The 16,222-nt window shown below is 65.4% G+C and carries 15 protein-coding genes and 1 pseudogene; 10 read left to right on the top strand and 6 right to left on the bottom strand.

Going from position 1 to position 16,222, the window contains the following annotated elements:
- From IVA81_RS30445 to IVA81_RS30460, 4 genes and pseudogenes are all read left to right on the top strand, one after another.
- A pseudogene (locus IVA81_RS30445) lies at positions 1-124 on the top strand (chemotaxis protein CheW); the annotation flags it as partial.
- Between the two features lie 71 nt (positions 125-195).
- Positions 196-561, top strand: coding sequence for a response regulator (locus tag IVA81_RS30450; protein ID WP_007600538.1), 366 nt, complete (start codon positions 196-198; stop codon positions 559-561).
- A gap of 74 nt (positions 562-635) precedes the next feature.
- A complete protein-coding gene (locus IVA81_RS30455; RefSeq protein ID WP_247324815.1) occupies positions 636-1,832 on the top strand; it encodes a chemotaxis response regulator protein-glutamate methylesterase in 1,197 nt (398 codons plus the stop codon).
- The gene (locus IVA81_RS30460; protein ID WP_247324816.1) at positions 1,829-2,701 is read left to right on the top strand and encodes a protein-glutamate O-methyltransferase CheR; all 873 of its coding nucleotides are present in this window, start codon (positions 1,829-1,831) and stop codon (positions 2,699-2,701) included. Before IVA81_RS30455 ends, IVA81_RS30460 begins: the two co-directional genes overlap by 4 nt.
- Before the next feature lie 162 nt (positions 2,702-2,863).
- Here the strand turns inward: IVA81_RS30460 and IVA81_RS30465 are convergent, their stop codons facing one another.
- The 4 genes from IVA81_RS30465 to IVA81_RS30480 all read right to left on the bottom strand — a co-directional run bounded on the left by IVA81_RS30465 (position 2,864) and on the right by IVA81_RS30480 (position 5,700).
- Positions 2,864-4,024, bottom strand: a complete 1,161-nt coding sequence (locus IVA81_RS30465) for a glutathionylspermidine synthase family protein (protein WP_247324817.1) — start codon at positions 4,022-4,024, stop codon at positions 2,864-2,866.
- 3 nt (positions 4,025-4,027) lie between these two features.
- The gene (locus IVA81_RS30470; protein WP_247324818.1) at positions 4,028-4,420 is read right to left on the bottom strand and encodes a hypothetical protein; all 393 of its coding nucleotides are present in this window, start codon (positions 4,418-4,420) and stop codon (positions 4,028-4,030) included.
- 1 nt (position 4,421) lies between these two features.
- On the bottom strand, positions 4,422-4,826 hold the full coding sequence (locus IVA81_RS30475; RefSeq protein WP_247324820.1) for a DUF350 domain-containing protein: 405 nt from the start codon (positions 4,824-4,826) through the stop codon (positions 4,422-4,424).
- A gap of 172 nt (positions 4,827-4,998) precedes the next feature.
- Positions 4,999-5,700, bottom strand: coding sequence for a response regulator transcription factor (locus IVA81_RS30480; RefSeq protein WP_008138878.1), 702 nt, complete (start codon positions 5,698-5,700; stop codon positions 4,999-5,001).
- A gap of 416 nt (positions 5,701-6,116) precedes the next feature.
- Between IVA81_RS30480 and fliI the strand changes: the two genes are divergently transcribed.
- From fliI to IVA81_RS30510, 6 genes are all read left to right on the top strand, one after another.
- On the top strand, positions 6,117-7,442 hold the full coding sequence (gene fliI, locus IVA81_RS30485) for a flagellar protein export ATPase FliI (protein ID WP_247324821.1): 1,326 nt from the start codon (positions 6,117-6,119) through the stop codon (positions 7,440-7,442).
- 121 nt (positions 7,443-7,563) lie between these two features.
- Positions 7,564-7,983: a flagellar export protein FliJ gene (gene fliJ / locus IVA81_RS30490; RefSeq protein ID WP_008138882.1), complete on the top strand. Its 420-nt coding sequence runs from the start codon at positions 7,564-7,566 to the stop codon at positions 7,981-7,983.
- Between the two features lie 176 nt (positions 7,984-8,159).
- Entirely contained in the window at positions 8,160-8,705 is a 546-nt protein-coding gene (locus IVA81_RS30495; protein ID WP_247325245.1) for a sigma-70 family RNA polymerase sigma factor, read from the top strand.
- Between the two features lie 36 nt (positions 8,706-8,741).
- Positions 8,742-9,797 (top strand): anti-sigma factor, encoded by a 1,056-nt coding sequence (locus IVA81_RS30500; protein ID WP_247324822.1) that lies wholly within the window; start codon positions 8,742-8,744, stop codon positions 9,795-9,797.
- Between the two features lie 271 nt (positions 9,798-10,068).
- Complete coding sequence (locus tag IVA81_RS30505; protein ID WP_247324823.1) at positions 10,069-11,028, top strand: AraC family transcriptional regulator; 960 nt, start codon at positions 10,069-10,071, stop codon at positions 11,026-11,028.
- A 117-nt stretch (positions 11,029-11,145) separates the two neighbouring features.
- Positions 11,146-12,363, top strand: coding sequence for an NAD(P)/FAD-dependent oxidoreductase (locus tag IVA81_RS30510; protein WP_247324825.1), 1,218 nt, complete (start codon positions 11,146-11,148; stop codon positions 12,361-12,363).
- A gap of 1,168 nt (positions 12,364-13,531) precedes the next feature.
- On the opposite strand, the gene IVA81_RS30515 is transcribed toward IVA81_RS30510, so the two are convergent.
- Together IVA81_RS30515 and flhA are read right to left on the bottom strand one after the other, a co-directional pair.
- Positions 13,532-13,732: a hypothetical protein gene (locus tag IVA81_RS30515; RefSeq protein WP_247324827.1), complete on the bottom strand. Its 201-nt coding sequence runs from the start codon at positions 13,730-13,732 to the stop codon at positions 13,532-13,534.
- 294 nt (positions 13,733-14,026) lie between these two features.
- Positions 14,027-16,168 carry a flagellar biosynthesis protein FlhA gene (gene flhA / locus IVA81_RS30520; protein ID WP_247324829.1) on the bottom strand — a complete coding sequence of 714 codons (2,142 nt, stop codon included), beginning with the start codon at positions 16,166-16,168 and terminating at the stop codon, positions 14,027-14,029.
- Positions 16,169-16,222: the final 54 nt, after the last annotated feature.

Below are 16,222 nucleotides of genomic sequence, written 5' to 3' on the forward strand. Positions count from 1 at the left end.
CGTCAACCTCGACCCCCGCATGGCCAAGCTCGCCGGCGGCGTCCACCGCCTCGACGGACAGCTCATGGTCGTCCTCGACGTCGATCGCGTCCTCGAGCTCGCGCCCGAGATGATGGCGGCCTGATACGGCGGCATCGCCGCGGATGGACTTGCAATTGGAAGTGCCCCCGCAAAGGGGAGGAAGCAGAGGTTCACATGCGAACTTGTCTCGTTGTTGATGATTCCAGCGTCATCCGCAAGGTTGCGCGCCGGATCCTGGAGGGCCTCGACTTCCAGATCCTCGAAGCCGAGGACGGTGAGAAGGCGCTGGAAGCCTGCAAGCGCGGCTTGCCCGATGCGGTGCTGCTCGACTGGAATATGCCCGTGATGGACGGCTACGAGTTCCTCGGCCATCTCAGGCGGATGCCCGGCGGCGACCAGCCCAAGGTGGTGTTCTGCACCACCGAGAACGACGTCGCGCATATCGCGCGCGCGCTGCATGCCGGCGCCAACGAGTACATCATGAAGCCGTTCGACAAGGACATCGTGACGGCGAAATTCCAGGAAGTCGGGCTTATCTGAGCGTCCGGCCGGAGGCGAACGGATCCTTCGGCGCCTGTTTTCAACTGTATCCTTTCAGTCTGAGTTGGTGAGTAATGAGTGTTGCGTTCGCAGGTAATTCGACCACGACCGGCTCGCGCGAGGCGGGGCCGCTGCGGGTGATGATCGTCGACGACTCCGTCGTCATCCGCGGTCTGATCTCGCGCTGGGTCGGCGCCGAGCACGACATGGAAGTCGCGGCCTCGCTGCGCACCGGGCTCGAAGCGGTCAACCAGATCGAACGCATCAATCCTGACGTTGCCGTGCTCGACATCGAAATGCCCGAGCTCGACGGCATCTCGGCGCTGCCGCAGCTGCTGGCGAAGAAGCGCGATCTGGTCATCATCATGGCCTCGACGCTGACCCGCCGTAACGCGGAGATCAGCTTCAAGGCGCTGTCGCTCGGCGCGGCCGATTATATTCCGAAGCCGGAATCGACGCGCGAGGCGTCGGCCGCGGATATCTTTCATCACGATTTGATCCAGAAGATCCGCCATCTCGGCGCGCGGCTGCGCCGCAAGCACGCGGTTGCAAGTCCGCCGCTGGCGCCCGCGAGCCCGGCTCCGGCCCCGCGGAGCCCGATTGCGAGGCCCGCCGCGCCCGCTCCGGCTCCCGCCCTGCACGCACCGTCGTCGGGAGCGCTGGTCATGCGCCCATTCTCGACGCAGGCACCGAAGGTACTGCTGATCGGCTCCTCGACCGGCGGTCCGCAGGCGCTGATGGCGCTCGTCACCGAGCTCGGCCCGGTGATCGACCGCGTCCCGGTGCTGATCACCCAGCACATGCCGCCGACCTTCACCACCATTCTCGCCGAGCATCTGGCGCGTTCGAGCCGCAAGCCCGCGGCCGAGGCGGTCGACGGCGAGCCGGTGAAGCCGGGACGGATTTATCTCGCGCCGGGCGGCAAGCACATGCGCGTCGCACGCAGCGGCGCGGACACTGTGATCGCGCTCGACGACGGTCCCGCCGTCAATTTCTGCAAGCCCGCGGTCGATCCGCTCTTCACCTCCGCCATCGACATCTGGCACGGCAGCATCCTCTCCGTGATCCTGACGGGCATGGGCTCGGACGGCATGCGCGGCGGCAAGGACATCGTTGCCGCCGGCGGCAGCGTCATCGCGCAGGACGAAGCCTCCAGCGTGGTCTGGGGCATGCCGGGCGCGGCGGCCAATGCCGGCATCTGCGCGGCGATCCTGCCGCTCAACCAGATCGGCGCCAAGGTCAACCGCCTGTTCGCGGGAGATCGCTCGTGACGCCCACCGACTACGACTATCTGCGCAAGTTCCTGAAAGAGCGCTCCGGCCTCGATCTGTCCCCCGAGAAGCAATATCTGGTCGAGAGTCGGCTGCTGCCGCTCGCCCGCAAGGCGAGCCTATCAGGCATTCCCGATCTCGTGCTGAAGATCAGGAACGGCGACGGCCGGCTTGCGACGGACGTGGTCGAAGCGATGACCACCAACGAGACCTTCTTCTACCGCGACAAGATCCCGTTCGATCATCTGCGCGACACCATCCTGCCGGGGCTGATCAAGGCGCGCGCGGCGCGCAAGAGCTTGCGCATCTGGTCGGCGGCGTCCTCGACCGGGCAGGAGCCCTATTCGATCGCGATGTGCGTGAAGGAGATGGGTGCGGCCCTCGCCGGCTGGCGCATCGAGATCGTCGCCACCGATCTGTCGCAGGAGGTGCTGGAGAAGTCGAAGGCCGGAATCTACAGCCAGTTCGAGGTGCAGCGCGGCCTGCCGATTCAGCACCTGATGAAGTATTTCACGCAGGTCGGCGAGCTCTGGCAGCTCAATGCCGACATTCGCGCGATGGTGCAGTTCCGCCAGCTCAATCTGCTGCAGGACTTCTCCCATCTCGGCACCTTCGACGTGATCTTCTGCCGCAACGTGCTGATCTATTTCGACCAGGACACCAAGGCGGTGATCTTCGAGCGGATGGCGAAGGTCCTGGAGTCCGACGGCACGCTGCTGCTTGGCGCTGCCGAGTCCGTCGTCGGCATCACCGATGCGTTCCGCCCCATCGCGGATCGCCGCGGTCTGTACCAGCTCAACCCCGCGCGCTCCGGCCGCCCCATGGGCGGTTTGATGCCGCCGTCGTTGAAGATCGCCGCGGCGAGGTGATCTCTTTCTTCCTTCTCCCCTTGTGGGAGAAGGTGGCGCGAAGCGCCGGATGAGGGGTCCCTCTCCACTCGCAATCCTGTTCGTGAGGATGGATACCCCTCACCCGTCTCGCCGCTGCGCGGCGAGCCACCCTCTCCCACAAGGGGAGAGGGGAAGAGGATCTCACAAAATCGCATGCGGCAGAAACCGCGAGCGGTTGCCCGTGATCGGGCTCTCGTCCTCGCGGATCGACAATCCGCAGGCTTCGTGGTTCACCAGCCAGCTTCCAATCACCGGATAGAAGCCCGAAAAATTCGGCAGCGGTGCTAGAGCCTGGCGCACGAAGCCTTCGGCGCCGTAGGGGCCTGCCTGCTCGTCGAGCGGCACGCCGCCGGACACCAGCGTAACATTGGCGCCTTCGCGCGATAGCAGCGGCTTGCGCACATAGGACGTTCCGAGTTCGGCGGCGCGCGGATCGTCCTCGAAGAAGGCCGGCAGCAGATGGGGATGGTTCGGAAACATCTCCCACAGCAGCGGCAAAATGCCCTTGTTGGAGAGCACCGCCTTCCACGGCGGCTCGATCCAGCGCGTCGGTGCGTCCTTGAGCTTTGCACCGAAGGCGTCGTGGAACATCCACTCCCAGGGATAGAGCTTGAAGGCGAGCGCGATGTCGCCATCGTCGAGATCGACGAAACAGCCAGGCTCATCGCGCCAGCCGACCTCTTCGATATCGAGCAGCCTGGTGGAGAGCCCGGCCTGGCGTGCGGTGTCTTCGAGATAAGCGAGCGTGCCGGCGTCTTCCTGATTGCCGGTGCTGCCGGTGAGATGGACGTGGCGGCCGGCAGCGATCTCCTTCCACGCCGCGATCAGCCGCTCGTGGATGGAGTTGAACTGATCGGCACGCGAGGGGATGACGCGGCGTTCGATCGCCTGTTCGAGCCAGGTCCATTGGAAGACGGCCGCCTCGAACAGCGAGGTCGGCGTATCCGCGTTGTATTCGAGCAGCTTTGCCGGACCTTTGCCGTCGTACCTGAGATCGAGCCGGCCATAGAGGCTGCGGTCGTCGCGATTCCAACTCTCGGCGATCAGGCTCCAGAACGCGTCCGGAATCTGCAAGCGCCGCAGGTGCCGCTCGTCGCCGATGACGCGGCCGGCGAGTTCCAGGCACATCGCGTCGATCTCGCCGGTCGGCGTCTCGATGCCGCGCTCGATCTCCTCGAGGGTGAAGCCGTAATAGGCGCGCTCGTCCCAATAGCGCTCGCCGTCGATGGTGTGGAAGACGAAGCCGCATTGCGCCGCGGTCTCTCGCCAATCGTCGCGCTCGAGGCAGGTGATGCGCTGCATGGGTCAGCCGCCGCCCGAGAAGCCGTGGCCGAACGAGCCGAAGCCGCCGCGGCTCACGCTGCTGTGGCCGGAATCCGACGACGTTCCCGATGAGGAATGGGACGAAGAGTCGCTGCTGAAGAAGCTCGATCGCGACGACCAGCGCGAGCTGCCGCTGCTCGAGGAGCTGCTCCTGCTGCTGCACGCGGTGCTCGCCTGAGCCGAGGCTTCCGTTCCGGGAGGAGGCGGCTCGCAATTCTGTCGCGGCATCATCGTGTAGGCGGTGGTGCCGACCGCGAGCGTGCCCATCACCAGCAGCGCGACATGGCCGGAGCGCTTCACCGGCGGCCGCACGGGCGGTGGCTCCGCCACCGGCCGGCGCTTGCCGAACTCCTTTTTGGAGAGTTTGTCGGCCATGTCAGTAGATCATGCAGGCGGCGTTCAAAACGCCCGCGGCGAGCGAGGACAGGCCAAGCCAGATCGCCGGGGCAAGCTCGCCGGCGGAGATCCGCGCCGACAGGTTCGGCACCGGGACCTTCACGAGGAAAAACACGATGATCTGCACGACCAGCGCGATCGTCGCCCAGATCAGGCAGTCCAATACGTTGGCCGAATGTGCGATGGCGCTGACCAGCGGCGCCACGAAGCCGAGCAGGCTCAGCCCAAGCGCAATCGCCGCGGCCGGCTCGTTGTCGCGGATCAGCTGGAACTCGTTATGCGCCGTGATGCGGGTATAGACGAACAAATAGGCCACGATCGCGATCAGCCCGGTGCAGAAATAGACCAGGAAGGCGGGCAGGCCGGCGAGTGATTGCAGGATCATCGTTCCCCCATCGTGCAGCGACCATTCGTCGGCGGGGGAAGGATAGCGGTTCAATGGCAGGAGGGCGATGAAGCCGCCTGCGCATCCCCCAAAAAACAAAACCCCGCCATTTGCGGCGGGGTCCAGGCTGGGAGGAGCAAGCCCGAAAGGGGCTTGCGACGTAAACCCAGGATCAGGCGGGAATGCGCTCTTCGTGCTCGTGCGGCTCGCGCAGCACGTAGCCGCGGCCCCACACGGTCTCGATGAAGTTGCGGCCCTCGGAAGCGTTGGCGAGCTTCTTGCGGAGCTTGCAGATGAAGACGTCGATGATCTTCAGCTCGGGCTCGTCCATGCCGCCATAGAGGTGGTTGAGGAACATTTCCTTGGTGAGGGTCGTGCCCTTGCGGAGCGAGAGGAGCTCCAGCATCTGATATTCCTTGCCGGTCAGATGCACGCGCTGGCCGCCGACTTCCACCGTCTTGGTGTCGAGGTTGACGACGAGGTCGCCGGTCTGGATGACCGACTGGGCATGGCCCTTGGAGCGGCGCACGATCGCATGGATGCGGGCCACCAGCTCGTCCTTGTGGAAGGGCTTGGTCATGTAGTCGTCGGCGCCGACGCCGAGACCCTTGACCTTGTCCTCGATGCCGGCGAGGCCGGAGAGGATCAGGATCGGTGTCTTGATCTTGGAGACCCGAAGCTGCTTGAGCACGTCGTAGCCGGACATGTCGGGCAGGTTGAGGTCGAGAAGGATAATGTCGTAATCGTATAATTTACCGAGATCGACGCCTTCTTCCCCCAAATCGGTCGTGTAGACGTTGAAGCTCTCAGATTTCAACATCAGCTCGATCGACTGCGCGACGGCGCTGTCATCTTCAATCAGCAAAACGCGCATGCCAGTTCCCCATAGTCGCCGCTCCTGGGCGTCAGGTCGGCCGCATTCGCGGCACTCAACAAAACGCCTTTGAACAACTGATTCGGATCCTGACAACAGATGGTTAACAAACTCTGATTCTGGAACGCAAGTCCCCCCGGTGCAATTTTTGTCGAATCGCCCTAAGGTCTTGCGCGTGAAGCAGCTTTCGTCACCCAGCTCCGTTCAAGTTCCACTTTAAGAGACGGGCCTAACCGACTCCCGCGACTCAGCCTTCTTCTGAAGGGGAGTCACGCTCAGTCACAAAGACAGTGACGCAATGATTAATGATGCGGGTAAACACGAAGTTAAGCTCCGTTCAGAAATATGGCGAAACTTAAGGTTTTCACCGTGAAGTCCCGGATGTCCAAGGCGCGCACCTTAATGAAGGCCCTCCGATGAAGGCTTTGGCCGAACAGATCGGCGACATCGACGGCGTCAATATTTACGGCCGCGTGGTTGGCGTCCGCGGCCTGATGGTCGAGGTGGCAGGGCCTATTCACGCGATGTCGGTCGGCGCGCGGCTCGTGATCGAGACCGGCGCCAACCGTTCGATTCCCTGCGAGGTGATCGGCTTCTCCGGCAACAACGCTGTCGTGATGCCGTTCGCCGGCCTCGACGGCGTGCGCCGCGGCTGCAAGGCCGTCATCGCCAATGCCGCCAATCAAGTGCGGCCGTCAGCATCCTGGCTCGGCCGCGTCGTCAATGCGCTGGGCGAGCCGATCGACGGCAAGGGGCCCTTGCCGCAAGGGTCCTCGCCGATGCCGTTCCGCAATACGCCGCCGCCGGCGCATTCGCGCAAGCGTGTAGGCAGCCCGCTCGATCTCGGCGTGCGCGCCATGAACACGTTCCTCACCTGCTGCCGCGGCCAGCGCATGGGCATCTTCGCAGGATCCGGCGTCGGCAAGTCGGTGCTGCTGTCGATGCTGGCGCGCAACGTCGATGCCGCGGTCAGCGTGATCGGGCTGATCGGCGAACGCGGCCGCGAGGTGCAGGAATTTTTGCAGGACGATCTCGGCGAGGAGGGCCTTGCGCGCTCCGTCGTGGTGGTCGCGACCTCCGACGAGCCGGCGCTGATGCGCCGCCAGGCGGCGTATCTGACGCTGGCGGTCGCCGAATATTTTCGCGACGAGGACAAGGACGTGCTCTGCCTGATGGATTCGGTGACGCGCTTTGCCATGGCCCAGCGCGAGATCGGCCTGTCCGCCGGCGAGCCGCCGACCGCCAAGGGCTATACGCCGACCGTCTTCACCGAGCTGCCGAAGCTTCTGGAGCGGGCCGGGCCGGGCCTCGGCGAGGGCGCCATCACCGCGATCTTCACGGTGCTGGTCGACGGCGACGACCATAACGAGCCGATCGCCGATGCCGTCCGCGGCATTCTCGACGGCCACATCGTGATGCAGCGCTCGATCGCCGAGCGCGGCCGCTATCCCGCGATCAACATCCTCAAATCCGTCTCCCGCACCATGCCGAAATCGGCCGATCCGCAGTTCTGGCCCGTCATCCAGAAGGCGCGGGCGGTGATGGCGACCTATGCCGACATGGAGGAATTGATCCGTCTTGGCGCCTACCGGGCCGGCTCCAGCCCCGAAGTCGACGAGGCGATCCGCCTGCACGAGCCGCTGGAGACCTTCCTGCGCCAGCGCAAGGACGAAAATGCATCACTGGCGGACGGCTACCGCCAGTTGGCGCAAATCCTCGGCAATTTGGAAACGGAACGCTAACTTTGTCCCGTCATCATCCCATCCCACAGAGTAGCAGAGCCGGTCTGGGCCCCCATCGGGCCCGTGGGGTGACCGGTATCGTCCCACGTGCAGCGGGGGGACTTCTGGGGAGTACGAGTCGATGAAGTCACGAGATACCCTCATTCGCCTGAAGAAGTTTCAGGTCGACGAGAAGCGCCGCCGGGTCACCCAGATCGAGACCATGATCGCCGACTTCCAGCGGATGTCGACCGATCTCGAGCGCGAGATCACGACCGAACAGGAGCGTGCCGGGATCAACGATCCCTCGCACTTTGCCTATCCGACCTATGCCAAGGCCGCGATCCAGCGCCGCGAGAACCTGACCCGCTCGGCCGATGAGCTCAAGGGCCAGCTCGACGAGGCCAAGGCCGCGCTGGCCGAGGCCTTCGAGGAGCTGAAGAAGGTCGAGCTGCTCGACGAGCGCGACCAGGCCCGCGAACGCGCTGAGGAAAACGCCCGCGAGCAGGCCGACCTCGACAGCATCGGCCTGATGCGCGCCCGCATCGGCGCCGTCGCCTGAGCCGCTAGCAGCCAGATCGCGTTGGAATTTGCCAAGCCCGGACCGCAAGGTCCGGGTTTTTCGTATGTGCTGTCCACAGTGTGGCACCGCACCCCTTGGTGGTCGGCTTTGCCGCGCGCTATGGTGGTGCGGTGCCAGGGCTTGCGCGGAACGCGAGGGCCTGTTTGGGGGGCGGAATGCTGACGCCAGCAGAGCTGGTCGGGTTGATTGAGGCGGTGGCAAAGGGCGATCAGGCCGCGTTCGAGCGCCTCTACGCCGCCACGCGCGCGAAACTCTATGGCGTCGTGCTCCGTATCTTGCGCCGACAGGATCTCGCAGAGGAGGTCATTCAGGAGACCTACGTCAAGATCTGGAACAGCGCGGGCCGGTTCGATCCGGCCCTGTCGTCGCCGATCACGTGGATGGCCTCGATCGCGCGCAACCGTGCGATCGACATCGTGCGCAAGAAGTCGGAAGTCTCCATCGAGGAAGAGCCTCAGGCGATGGAGGTGGCGGCCGACAGCCCCGACCCGCTGGCGCGCCGGGAGATGACCGAAGAGTTGAAGCGGCTCTTGGAATGCGTCGGCCGGCTCGAGCCGGACCGTCAGCGGCTCGTGCTTCTCGCCTATTACAACGGCTGGAGCCGCGAGCAATTGGCGGAGAAATTCGCCGCTCCCGTCAACACGGTGAAGACGTGGCTCCGGCGCAGCATGTTGGATATCCGGGAATGCCTCGGATTGTGATGGCTTGATGATGAGGATGGTTCTGGACTGCAATTGATGGCTTACACGGAGGACCATATCGCGCTCGCCGCGGAATATGCGCTCGGTACGCTCGATGCCGATGAGCGCGCGCAGGTCGAGACCATGATGGCGGTGGACGAGGCGTTCGCCGCGATCGTGCAGGCCTGGGCCTTCCGGCTCGGCGCGCTCAACCAGATGGTCGGCTCGGTCGAGCCACGTCCGATCGTGTGGGAGAACATCAGGTCCGAGATCGCGCGCACGGCGCTTGCGCAGCAGCCGCCGGTTCTGGCCGACATCGCGCCGCCACCAGTCCCGCCGGTCGAAACTGCGCCGCCAGAAGCGCCATCGGAGCAGACACCGCAACCGCAGCCGCAGCCGCAGCCTCCCGAAGCAGAGCAGCCCGAGGCGATGCGCTCTGGGTCCGATGCGATTCCCGGTATCGCGCCGGTCTTCATGCCGCAGGTGCACGCACCCGATCCGCAGGTCGTCCGGACGCCGCAAGTGCCAATCGTCGACGACGGCAATGTGATTCGTCTCGAGGGCCGCGTGAAGCGCTGGCGCTCCATCGCATCGGCCGCGGGCGCGCTTGCGGCCGCACTGCTCGTCACGCTGTCGCTTCAACTCTTCCTCCCCGATGCGCTGCCGGGGGCCTTGCGTCCTACGCCGCGCATCCAGACGGTGGAAGTGAAGACGCCGGCCACCCCGCTGGCCGCTTCGGCGCAATATGTCGCGCTGTTGCAGGGCCAGGGTGGCGGCCCCGCCTTCATCCTCACCATCGACGGCGCGACGCGGAATTTCACGGTGCGCAAGGTCGGTGCGACTCCGGAGCCCGGCAAGAGTTTCGAGCTCTGGCTGATCTCCGACAAGCTGCCGCGCCCGCGCTCGCTCGGCGTGATCGACTCCGGCGATTTCACCGCGCGTCCGCTGCTCGCCTCCTATGATGCCGAAGTCGTCAACGGCGCGACCTACGCCGTCACCGTCGAGCAGGCCGGCGGCTCGCCGAGCGGCCAGCCGACCTCATCCCCGGTGTTTTCCGGCAAGCTGATCGAGACCGTGCCGCCGTCCCAGCCGCAGGCGCCCGCCAAAAAATAGGTGCCGTAGCCCGGATGAGCGTAAGCGATATCCGGGACCACCGTCCCCGCATGTCGCTTCCGCCTTCGCTCTCTGAGCTACGGCGGACAAGTCGCTCATGCGGGCTACGAAGCGGCGCCCCTGTCGCCACGGTCCATCCGGCCGTCGCATCCCGACAAGTCCCGCCGAATCCGCCCCCAATTTGAACCTCCCGGCCTTTCGCGGCGTCAAATCCCCGGAATTTGAAGTCGCGCCGCTGATCGCGCCGCCGGAAGAGGTCGAGAAAAATCAAATGGATGCAGTGAAGCCTCCCGGCATCTTCGTTCACCAATACACCGGACTGCCGCAGGGCCCGGCGTTCGAGCAGTGGCGTGAGCGGGCCTTCGGTCCCTGCGGCCTCGATATCGGGCCGAGCCATGGCGACAGCATCGATTGCCGGCTCCAGATCAGCGTGGTCGACAACATCGCGCTCGCCATTCCGGAAGGCGCCTCCGCGCAATATTCCCGCAGCCAGAGCCACCTTGCCGACGGCAGCGACGACCTCGTCCTGATCGCCGCACATGCGGGCCTCGTCCGCGTCGGGCAGAACGGCCACGCCGTGGACCTTGCGCCCGCCCAGATGGTGCTCGTCGACATGAGTATCACGGGCACCGTCGGCCACACCGACGAAGACCGCTTCACCAGCATCCGTATGCCGCGCCGCGCGCTGCTCGACATCAATCCGCGCGCCGAGGACAAGCTGTCGCAAGTGCTCAGCGACGGCGCCGTCGCCGAAACCGTCTTCCGCTACCATGCGCTCGCCGCCAATCACGCGCCGCATCTCGACGCGGTGGGCCAGCGCCTGACCGCGCAGCATATGGTCGATCTCGTCGGCCTCCTGCTCGGCACCGATGCCGAGCATGCAAGTCTGGCACGCGGACGGGGACATGCGGCGGCGCGCCTCGACCTCATGCGCGCCGACGTAATGGCTGCGCTCGGCCGCAACGATCTCTGCCTGTCCGAGGTCGCGACGCGCTCGGGGCTCAGCCCGCGTCAGGCGCAGCGTCTGTTCGAGCAGGCCGGCACGACCTTCACCGAATTCGTGCTGGAGCAGCGCCTGCTGCAGGCCCGCAAGCTGCTCGGCGATCCCCGCGCCAGGACGCGCAAGATCAGCGACATCGCGCATTCCTCGGGCTTCGCCGATCTGTCCTATTTCAACCGCGCTTTCCGCAAGCGCTTCGGCGCCACGCCGTCGGAACTGCGCGAGGCGTGAGCTCGCGACTTCGTGCAGCGGCGCGGCGCTGGCGCGGTTGGTCGATGCGGGCTGTTGAGCTATATTTATCCGCGCGGGCAGACCGCAGGATTGCTTTGGAAAGTAGAGTAGGCGGACATGGCCCGTATCGTCGTGCTCGGCGCCGGCTTTGCAGGCCTGTGGGCGGCCATCGGCGCTGCGCGCAAGCGCGACGAGATCGGCGCGAACGACGACATCGAGATCCGTCTCGTCGACCGCAATCCCTATCACAACATCCGCGTGCGCAACTACGAAGCTGATCTCGGCGAGGTCGCGCTGCCGCTGTCGCAACTGCTCGATCCGATCGGTGTCAGCCACGGTATCGGCGAGGTCGAGGCCATCGACCCGGCACGGCGAAAAATCTCGCTGGTCACGAGCGGCGGCGAGGAGACGGTGGATTATGACCGCCTCGTGCTGGCGCTCGGCAGCGAGGTGATGCGTCCCGCCATTCCCGGACTTGCCGAGCACGTCTTCGACGTCGACACCTATGCCGCGGCGCTCCGCCTCGAAGATCATCTCGTCTCGCTTGGGCGCAGCGCGCCGTCGCCGGGGCGTTCGACGGTGGTGGTGGTCGGCGCCGGTTTCACGGGCATTGAGGTCGCGGCCGAGATGCCGGCCAGGCTGGCGCGCGCTGGCATCTCGGGCAGCCGCCGCATCATCCTGGTCGATCCCAATCCAGCGGTCGGCGCCACCATCGGCGCGCAGGCGCGACCCGTCATCGAGACGGCCTTGGCCGCGCTGGAGGTCGAGACGCGGCTTGGCGTGCGTGTCGTGTCGGTCGAGGCCGCAGGCATGCGGCTGAGCTCGGGCGAGTTCATTCCGGCGCAAACCGTGATCTGGTGCGCCGGGATGCGTGCGAGCACCTTGGCGGCGAGTTTTCCGGAGGCGCGCGATCGCCTCGGGCGTCTCCTCGTCGATCCCTTCATGCGGGTCGCGGATGTCGGCGGCGTGTTTGCGGCCGGCGATGTCGCCTCGAGCGTGGTCGACGGGCTGCATCCGACCGTGATGTCCTGCCAGTTCGCGCGTCCCATGGGCCGCTTCGCAGGCCACAACGTGGTCGCCGATCTCGCCGGCTTGCCGATGCTGCCGCTGCGGATCGACTGGTACGTGACCGTGCTCGATCTCGGTGGCTGGGGCGCGCTCTACACGGAGGGCTGGGACCGTGAGGTGCGGACGACCGGTCAGGCTGCCAAGGCGACCAAGCAGACCATCAACCGCAAGCGCATCTATCCGCCGCTCACCGGCAGCAAGGACGAGCTGTTCGCGGCGGCTGCTCCGACAGTGCAGGCGCCGCCGCCGACGTATGGAGCGCGGTAGCCTCGCGCTGCTGCCCTGCCAGCCCTTGCGCTGCCCGACGGGCAAAACACGCCATGGGTCGGTCAATCCGCACAGCGGAAAATATTCCACTTTACCGAAATTCGGAAAGAGCGTATGTGTCGCGTCAACCCGGCCCAAGGAAGAGGGGCGTATCGCGATCGTCACGAACGCGGGCCGGACGGCGGTGGACGCAGGTGACATCGGCGCGAAGAGCTTCGCAGGGCGGGCGACCGTGAGCGAAACGTGTCGCGCACACGACCGGTGTGATCGGCGTACGGCAAAATCGTGTGGTCCTGACGCCCGGGGTCTGTGCGTCAAGTCTCAGCGGTGATGTGGCGGCCCAACCGGGTCCGCGCATCGATCATCCGCAAGGCGACGGGGGCAATAGTGCAACGCTCCCCGAGGAGAGCACGACATAAGCCGTCAAACCACTGCGCAGGGAAGGCCGGTTGTTTGGCTTCACCTGTATGCCGCTGTGCAGCTTCTTGTACGCAACCTTCGCACAGTGGACCGCGGGGGCCAGCCGGCACCCGGTCTTCCCTGCGCCCTCTTTCATTTGAGGGCGAAGAGATGAAGCAAAGCTCGGGCGAGACAAGCCGCGAGGATGCGAGGGTGTGTCTGCGATTTGAGCTGCGTGTCACAAGCTCGGACATCGTAGGGTGGGCAAAGCGGAAGCGTACCCACCTTCTTTGCCTGTCGCGATTGAATTGGGGGGCACGGCGCTGTGCGCCTTTGCCCACCCTACGGCACTGCCTCCGCAGCGGCAGCCTGGATTGCTTCCGCCTTCGCCGAGGCTTCGGCGGACCAGTCGCTGCGCTCGCAACGACGATGTTGAGACAGTTGCGCGCCAAACACCGCACTCTCGTGCCCGGACGCAGCGCAGCGCTCCTTCAGCGGTGCGCTGCAGAGCCGGGGCCCATGTTGCAGCGAATACGCGGCCCCTGGGTCCCGGCTCTGCGCAGCAACGCCAAGAGCGTTGCTGCGCGTCCGGGACACTAGAGAGGCGTGTGCAACTGAAATGAATCGCTACCCCAGACATGAGAAAGCGCCCGTGGGGGGCGGGCGCTTTCTGTAGTCGACTTGGGGTTGGGGTCGTCTACATATCCACGTGGCGACTTTGGGGGGCTGGTAAAGAGCCGCGTGAATTCGAAAAACTCGTCAGATCTCCTTAGCGAACGAGGGACGCGTTCGAACTGGTGATAACGACCGGCTTGTCGGCCTTGATGACGCGGGCCGTCTGGGTCAGACCTTCGTCCGAACCCGTGCGTGCCGTGATGCCGAAGCCAGCCACCGCGATCCCTGCGACGAGGGCCACGACCACGACTTTCAAATGGGTCGAGCGATCGGCGCTGTAGATCGAGTGGTTCATGGAAGCCTCCTGCCGCCATCTACCCGAAGTAGTCGCCGGCCGTTTCAGGCAGGTTCATGCTTCCGGTGCCCAACAACCTAGTATTGGGGGGATTCGTTCCCAAGAGGCCATCACAAGAGCGTGACAGGACGTGAAAGGTCGCGATCAGAAGCGACCCCTGATCGTGCATTTTTTCAATTATTTCAAAGCGGTAATGTGCCTGTCAGGCGCCTTGTCGACGCGTGGTCCACAAGGCGCCAGGAACTCAAAAACCATTTGCCTGTGGCTGAAAAACACACGGCTTCTTAAGGCAAATCAGATGCTTCCGACCGTTTTGAGCCTCGCCCTGGGGTGGATTTCGGCCTGCGACAGCACGGTCGTCTGAGCGCGGAACCGCTCGACCAGGGAACGCACGAAGGGTCGAATTGCCGCAGAGGTGACCAGCACCGGCGCCTCGCCTTCGCGCGCCGCGCGCTCGAACGCTTCGCGCACGGCGGTCATGAACTCCGACAGTTTCGACGGCTGCATGGCGAGGCTGCGTTCCTCGCCCTGGCCGATGATCGATTCGGCAAAAGCCTGCTCCCACCGCGCCGACAGCGCGATCAGCGGCAAATAGCCGGCATAGGAGGTGTTCTGCGCGCAGATCTGGCGCGCGAGGCGAGCCCGGACGTGCTCGACCATGGTCGCGGGATTGCGCGAGAAGGCCAGCGAATCCGCGATGCCTTCGAGGATGGTGGAGAGGTCGCGGATCGAGATGCGTTCGGCGAGCAGCAGCTGCAGCACGCGCTGGATGCCGGAGACCGTGACCTGTCCGGGGACGATGTCCTTGACCAGTTCGCCCTGCTCCTTCGGCAGCTCCTTGAGCAGCTTCTGCACCTCGCCATAGGAGAGCAGGTCCGACATGTTGGCCTTGAGCAGCTCGGTGAGGTGGGTCGAGAGCACGGTCGCGGCGTCGACGACGGTGTAGCCCTTGAGCGAGGCCTCCTCCTTGAGGCTGGCATCGACCCAGGTCGCGGGCAGGCCGAAGGTCGGCTCGGTGGTATGGATGCCGGGCACCTGCACCTGGCTGCCGCCGGGGTCCATGACCATGAACTGGTTCGGCCAAATCTTGCCGGTGCCGGCGTCGACCTCCTTGATCTTGATGATGTAGGTGTTGGCCTCGAGCTGGACGTTGTCGAGGATGCGCACCGCCGGCATGACAAAGCCCATCTCGATCGCGAGCGAGCGGCGCAGCGCCTTGATCTGCTCGGTGAGGCGGTCGGTACCGTCGGGGCCGTTGACGAGCGGCAGCAGCGCGTAGCCGAGCTCGATCTTGAGATCGTCGATCTTGAGCGCGGCCGAGATCGGCTCTTCCGCCGCGGCCGCCCCGGGCGCACCCGGGCTACCTGCAGCGGGCGCGGCCTTGGCGGCTTCCTCGGCCCTGGCGGTGACGCGGTTGCGGTTGCGGGCGTTCCAGGCGAGCGCGCCGGCGCCGGCGCCGAGCGCGAGGAACGGGATGGTCGGAATGCCCGGCAGCGCCGCCAGCACCAGCATCACTGCCGCGGACATCGCGAGCGCCTGCGGATAGCCGGAGAACTGCTTCATCAGCGCCTTGTCGGCAGCGCCGGAGACGCCGGCCTTGGAGACGAGCAGGCCGGCCGCGGTCGAGACGATCAGCGCCGGCACCTGGGTGACCAGGCCGTCACCGACGGTCAGCAGCGTGTAGCTGCGGCCGGCATCGGCGAAGGACATGCCCTGCTGCGCCACGCCGATGATCATGCCGCCGACGACGTTGATGAAGACGATCAAGAGGCCGGCGATGGCGTCGCCGCGGACGAATTTGGAGGCACCGTCCATGGCGCCGAAGAAGCCGCTCTCGTCCTCCAGCTCCTTGCGCCGCTCCTTGGCGACCTTCTCGTCGATCAGGCCGGCGCCGAGGTCGGCGTCGATGGCCATCTGCTTGCCGGGCATGGCGTCGAGGTGGAAGCGGGCGGCGACTTCCGCGATGCGGCCCGAACCTTTGGTGATGACGACGAAATTGACGATGATCAGGATGGCGAAGACGATGATGCCGATGACGAAATTGCCGCCCATCACGAAGCTGCCGAAGGCCTCGATGACGTGACCGGCGGCGGCCGTTCCCTCGTGCCCGTGCGACAGGATCAGGCGGGTCGAGGCCATGTTGAGCGACAGCCGCAACATGGTCGAGATCAAGAGGACGGTCGGGAAGGCGGAGAATTCCAAAGGCGTCTGGATGAACAGCGAGGTCATCAGAATCAGGATCGAGAGCGTGATCGAGATCGCCAGGAACAGGTCCAGCACGATCGCGGGCAGCGGCAGGATCAGCACCACCAGGATGGTGAGCACGCCGAGCGCCAGCGCGATGTCGCCGCGCTTGAGAACATTGACGATATCGTTGAGGGAGGGGATGCCGGGCCTTGCCGTGCCTACGCCCTGTCCCGCGGTGACGTCGACCATGGTAGCTGCCTCCCCGCGCGACTGCCGCCCGCGCGCCCCAAACGTCTGCGCGGC

The sequence above is a fragment of the Bradyrhizobium sp. 141 genome (assembly GCF_023074055.1).
Lineage (GTDB): Bacteria > Pseudomonadota > Alphaproteobacteria > Rhizobiales > Xanthobacteraceae > Bradyrhizobium.

What these genes read in the sequence shown, in the direction of transcription:
- IVA81_RS30475 (WP_247324820.1), bottom strand. Translation starts at nt 4,826, where the DNA reads ATGATCCTGCAATCACTCGCCGGCCTGCCCGCCTTCCTGGTCTATTTC.
- IVA81_RS30450 (WP_007600538.1), top strand. Translation starts at nt 196, where the DNA reads ATGCGAACTTGTCTCGTTGTTGATGATTCCAGCGTCATCCGCAAGGTT.
- fliJ (WP_008138882.1), top strand. Translation starts at nt 7,564, where the DNA reads ATGAAGTCACGAGATACCCTCATTCGCCTGAAGAAGTTTCAGGTCGAC.
- IVA81_RS30505 (WP_247324823.1), top strand. Translation starts at nt 10,069, where the DNA reads ATGGATGCAGTGAAGCCTCCCGGCATCTTCGTTCACCAATACACCGGA.
- IVA81_RS30465 (WP_247324817.1), bottom strand. Translation starts at nt 4,024, where the DNA reads ATGCAGCGCATCACCTGCCTCGAGCGCGACGATTGGCGAGAGACCGCG.
- IVA81_RS30455 (WP_247324815.1), top strand. Translation starts at nt 636, where the DNA reads ATGAGTGTTGCGTTCGCAGGTAATTCGACCACGACCGGCTCGCGCGAG.
- IVA81_RS30515 (WP_247324827.1), bottom strand. Translation starts at nt 13,732, where the DNA reads ATGAACCACTCGATCTACAGCGCCGATCGCTCGACCCATTTGAAAGTC.
- IVA81_RS30510 (WP_247324825.1), top strand. Translation starts at nt 11,146, where the DNA reads ATGGCCCGTATCGTCGTGCTCGGCGCCGGCTTTGCAGGCCTGTGGGCG.
- fliI (WP_247324821.1), top strand. Translation starts at nt 6,117, where the DNA reads ATGAAGGCTTTGGCCGAACAGATCGGCGACATCGACGGCGTCAATATT.
- flhA (WP_247324829.1), bottom strand. Translation starts at nt 16,168, where the DNA reads ATGGTCGACGTCACCGCGGGACAGGGCGTAGGCACGGCAAGGCCCGGC.
- IVA81_RS30470 (WP_247324818.1), bottom strand. Translation starts at nt 4,420, where the DNA reads ATGGCCGACAAACTCTCCAAAAAGGAGTTCGGCAAGCGCCGGCCGGTG.
- IVA81_RS30495 (WP_247325245.1), top strand. Translation starts at nt 8,160, where the DNA reads ATGCTGACGCCAGCAGAGCTGGTCGGGTTGATTGAGGCGGTGGCAAAG.
- IVA81_RS30480 (WP_008138878.1), bottom strand. Translation starts at nt 5,700, where the DNA reads ATGCGCGTTTTGCTGATTGAAGATGACAGCGCCGTCGCGCAGTCGATC.
- IVA81_RS30500 (WP_247324822.1), top strand. Translation starts at nt 8,742, where the DNA reads ATGGCTTACACGGAGGACCATATCGCGCTCGCCGCGGAATATGCGCTC.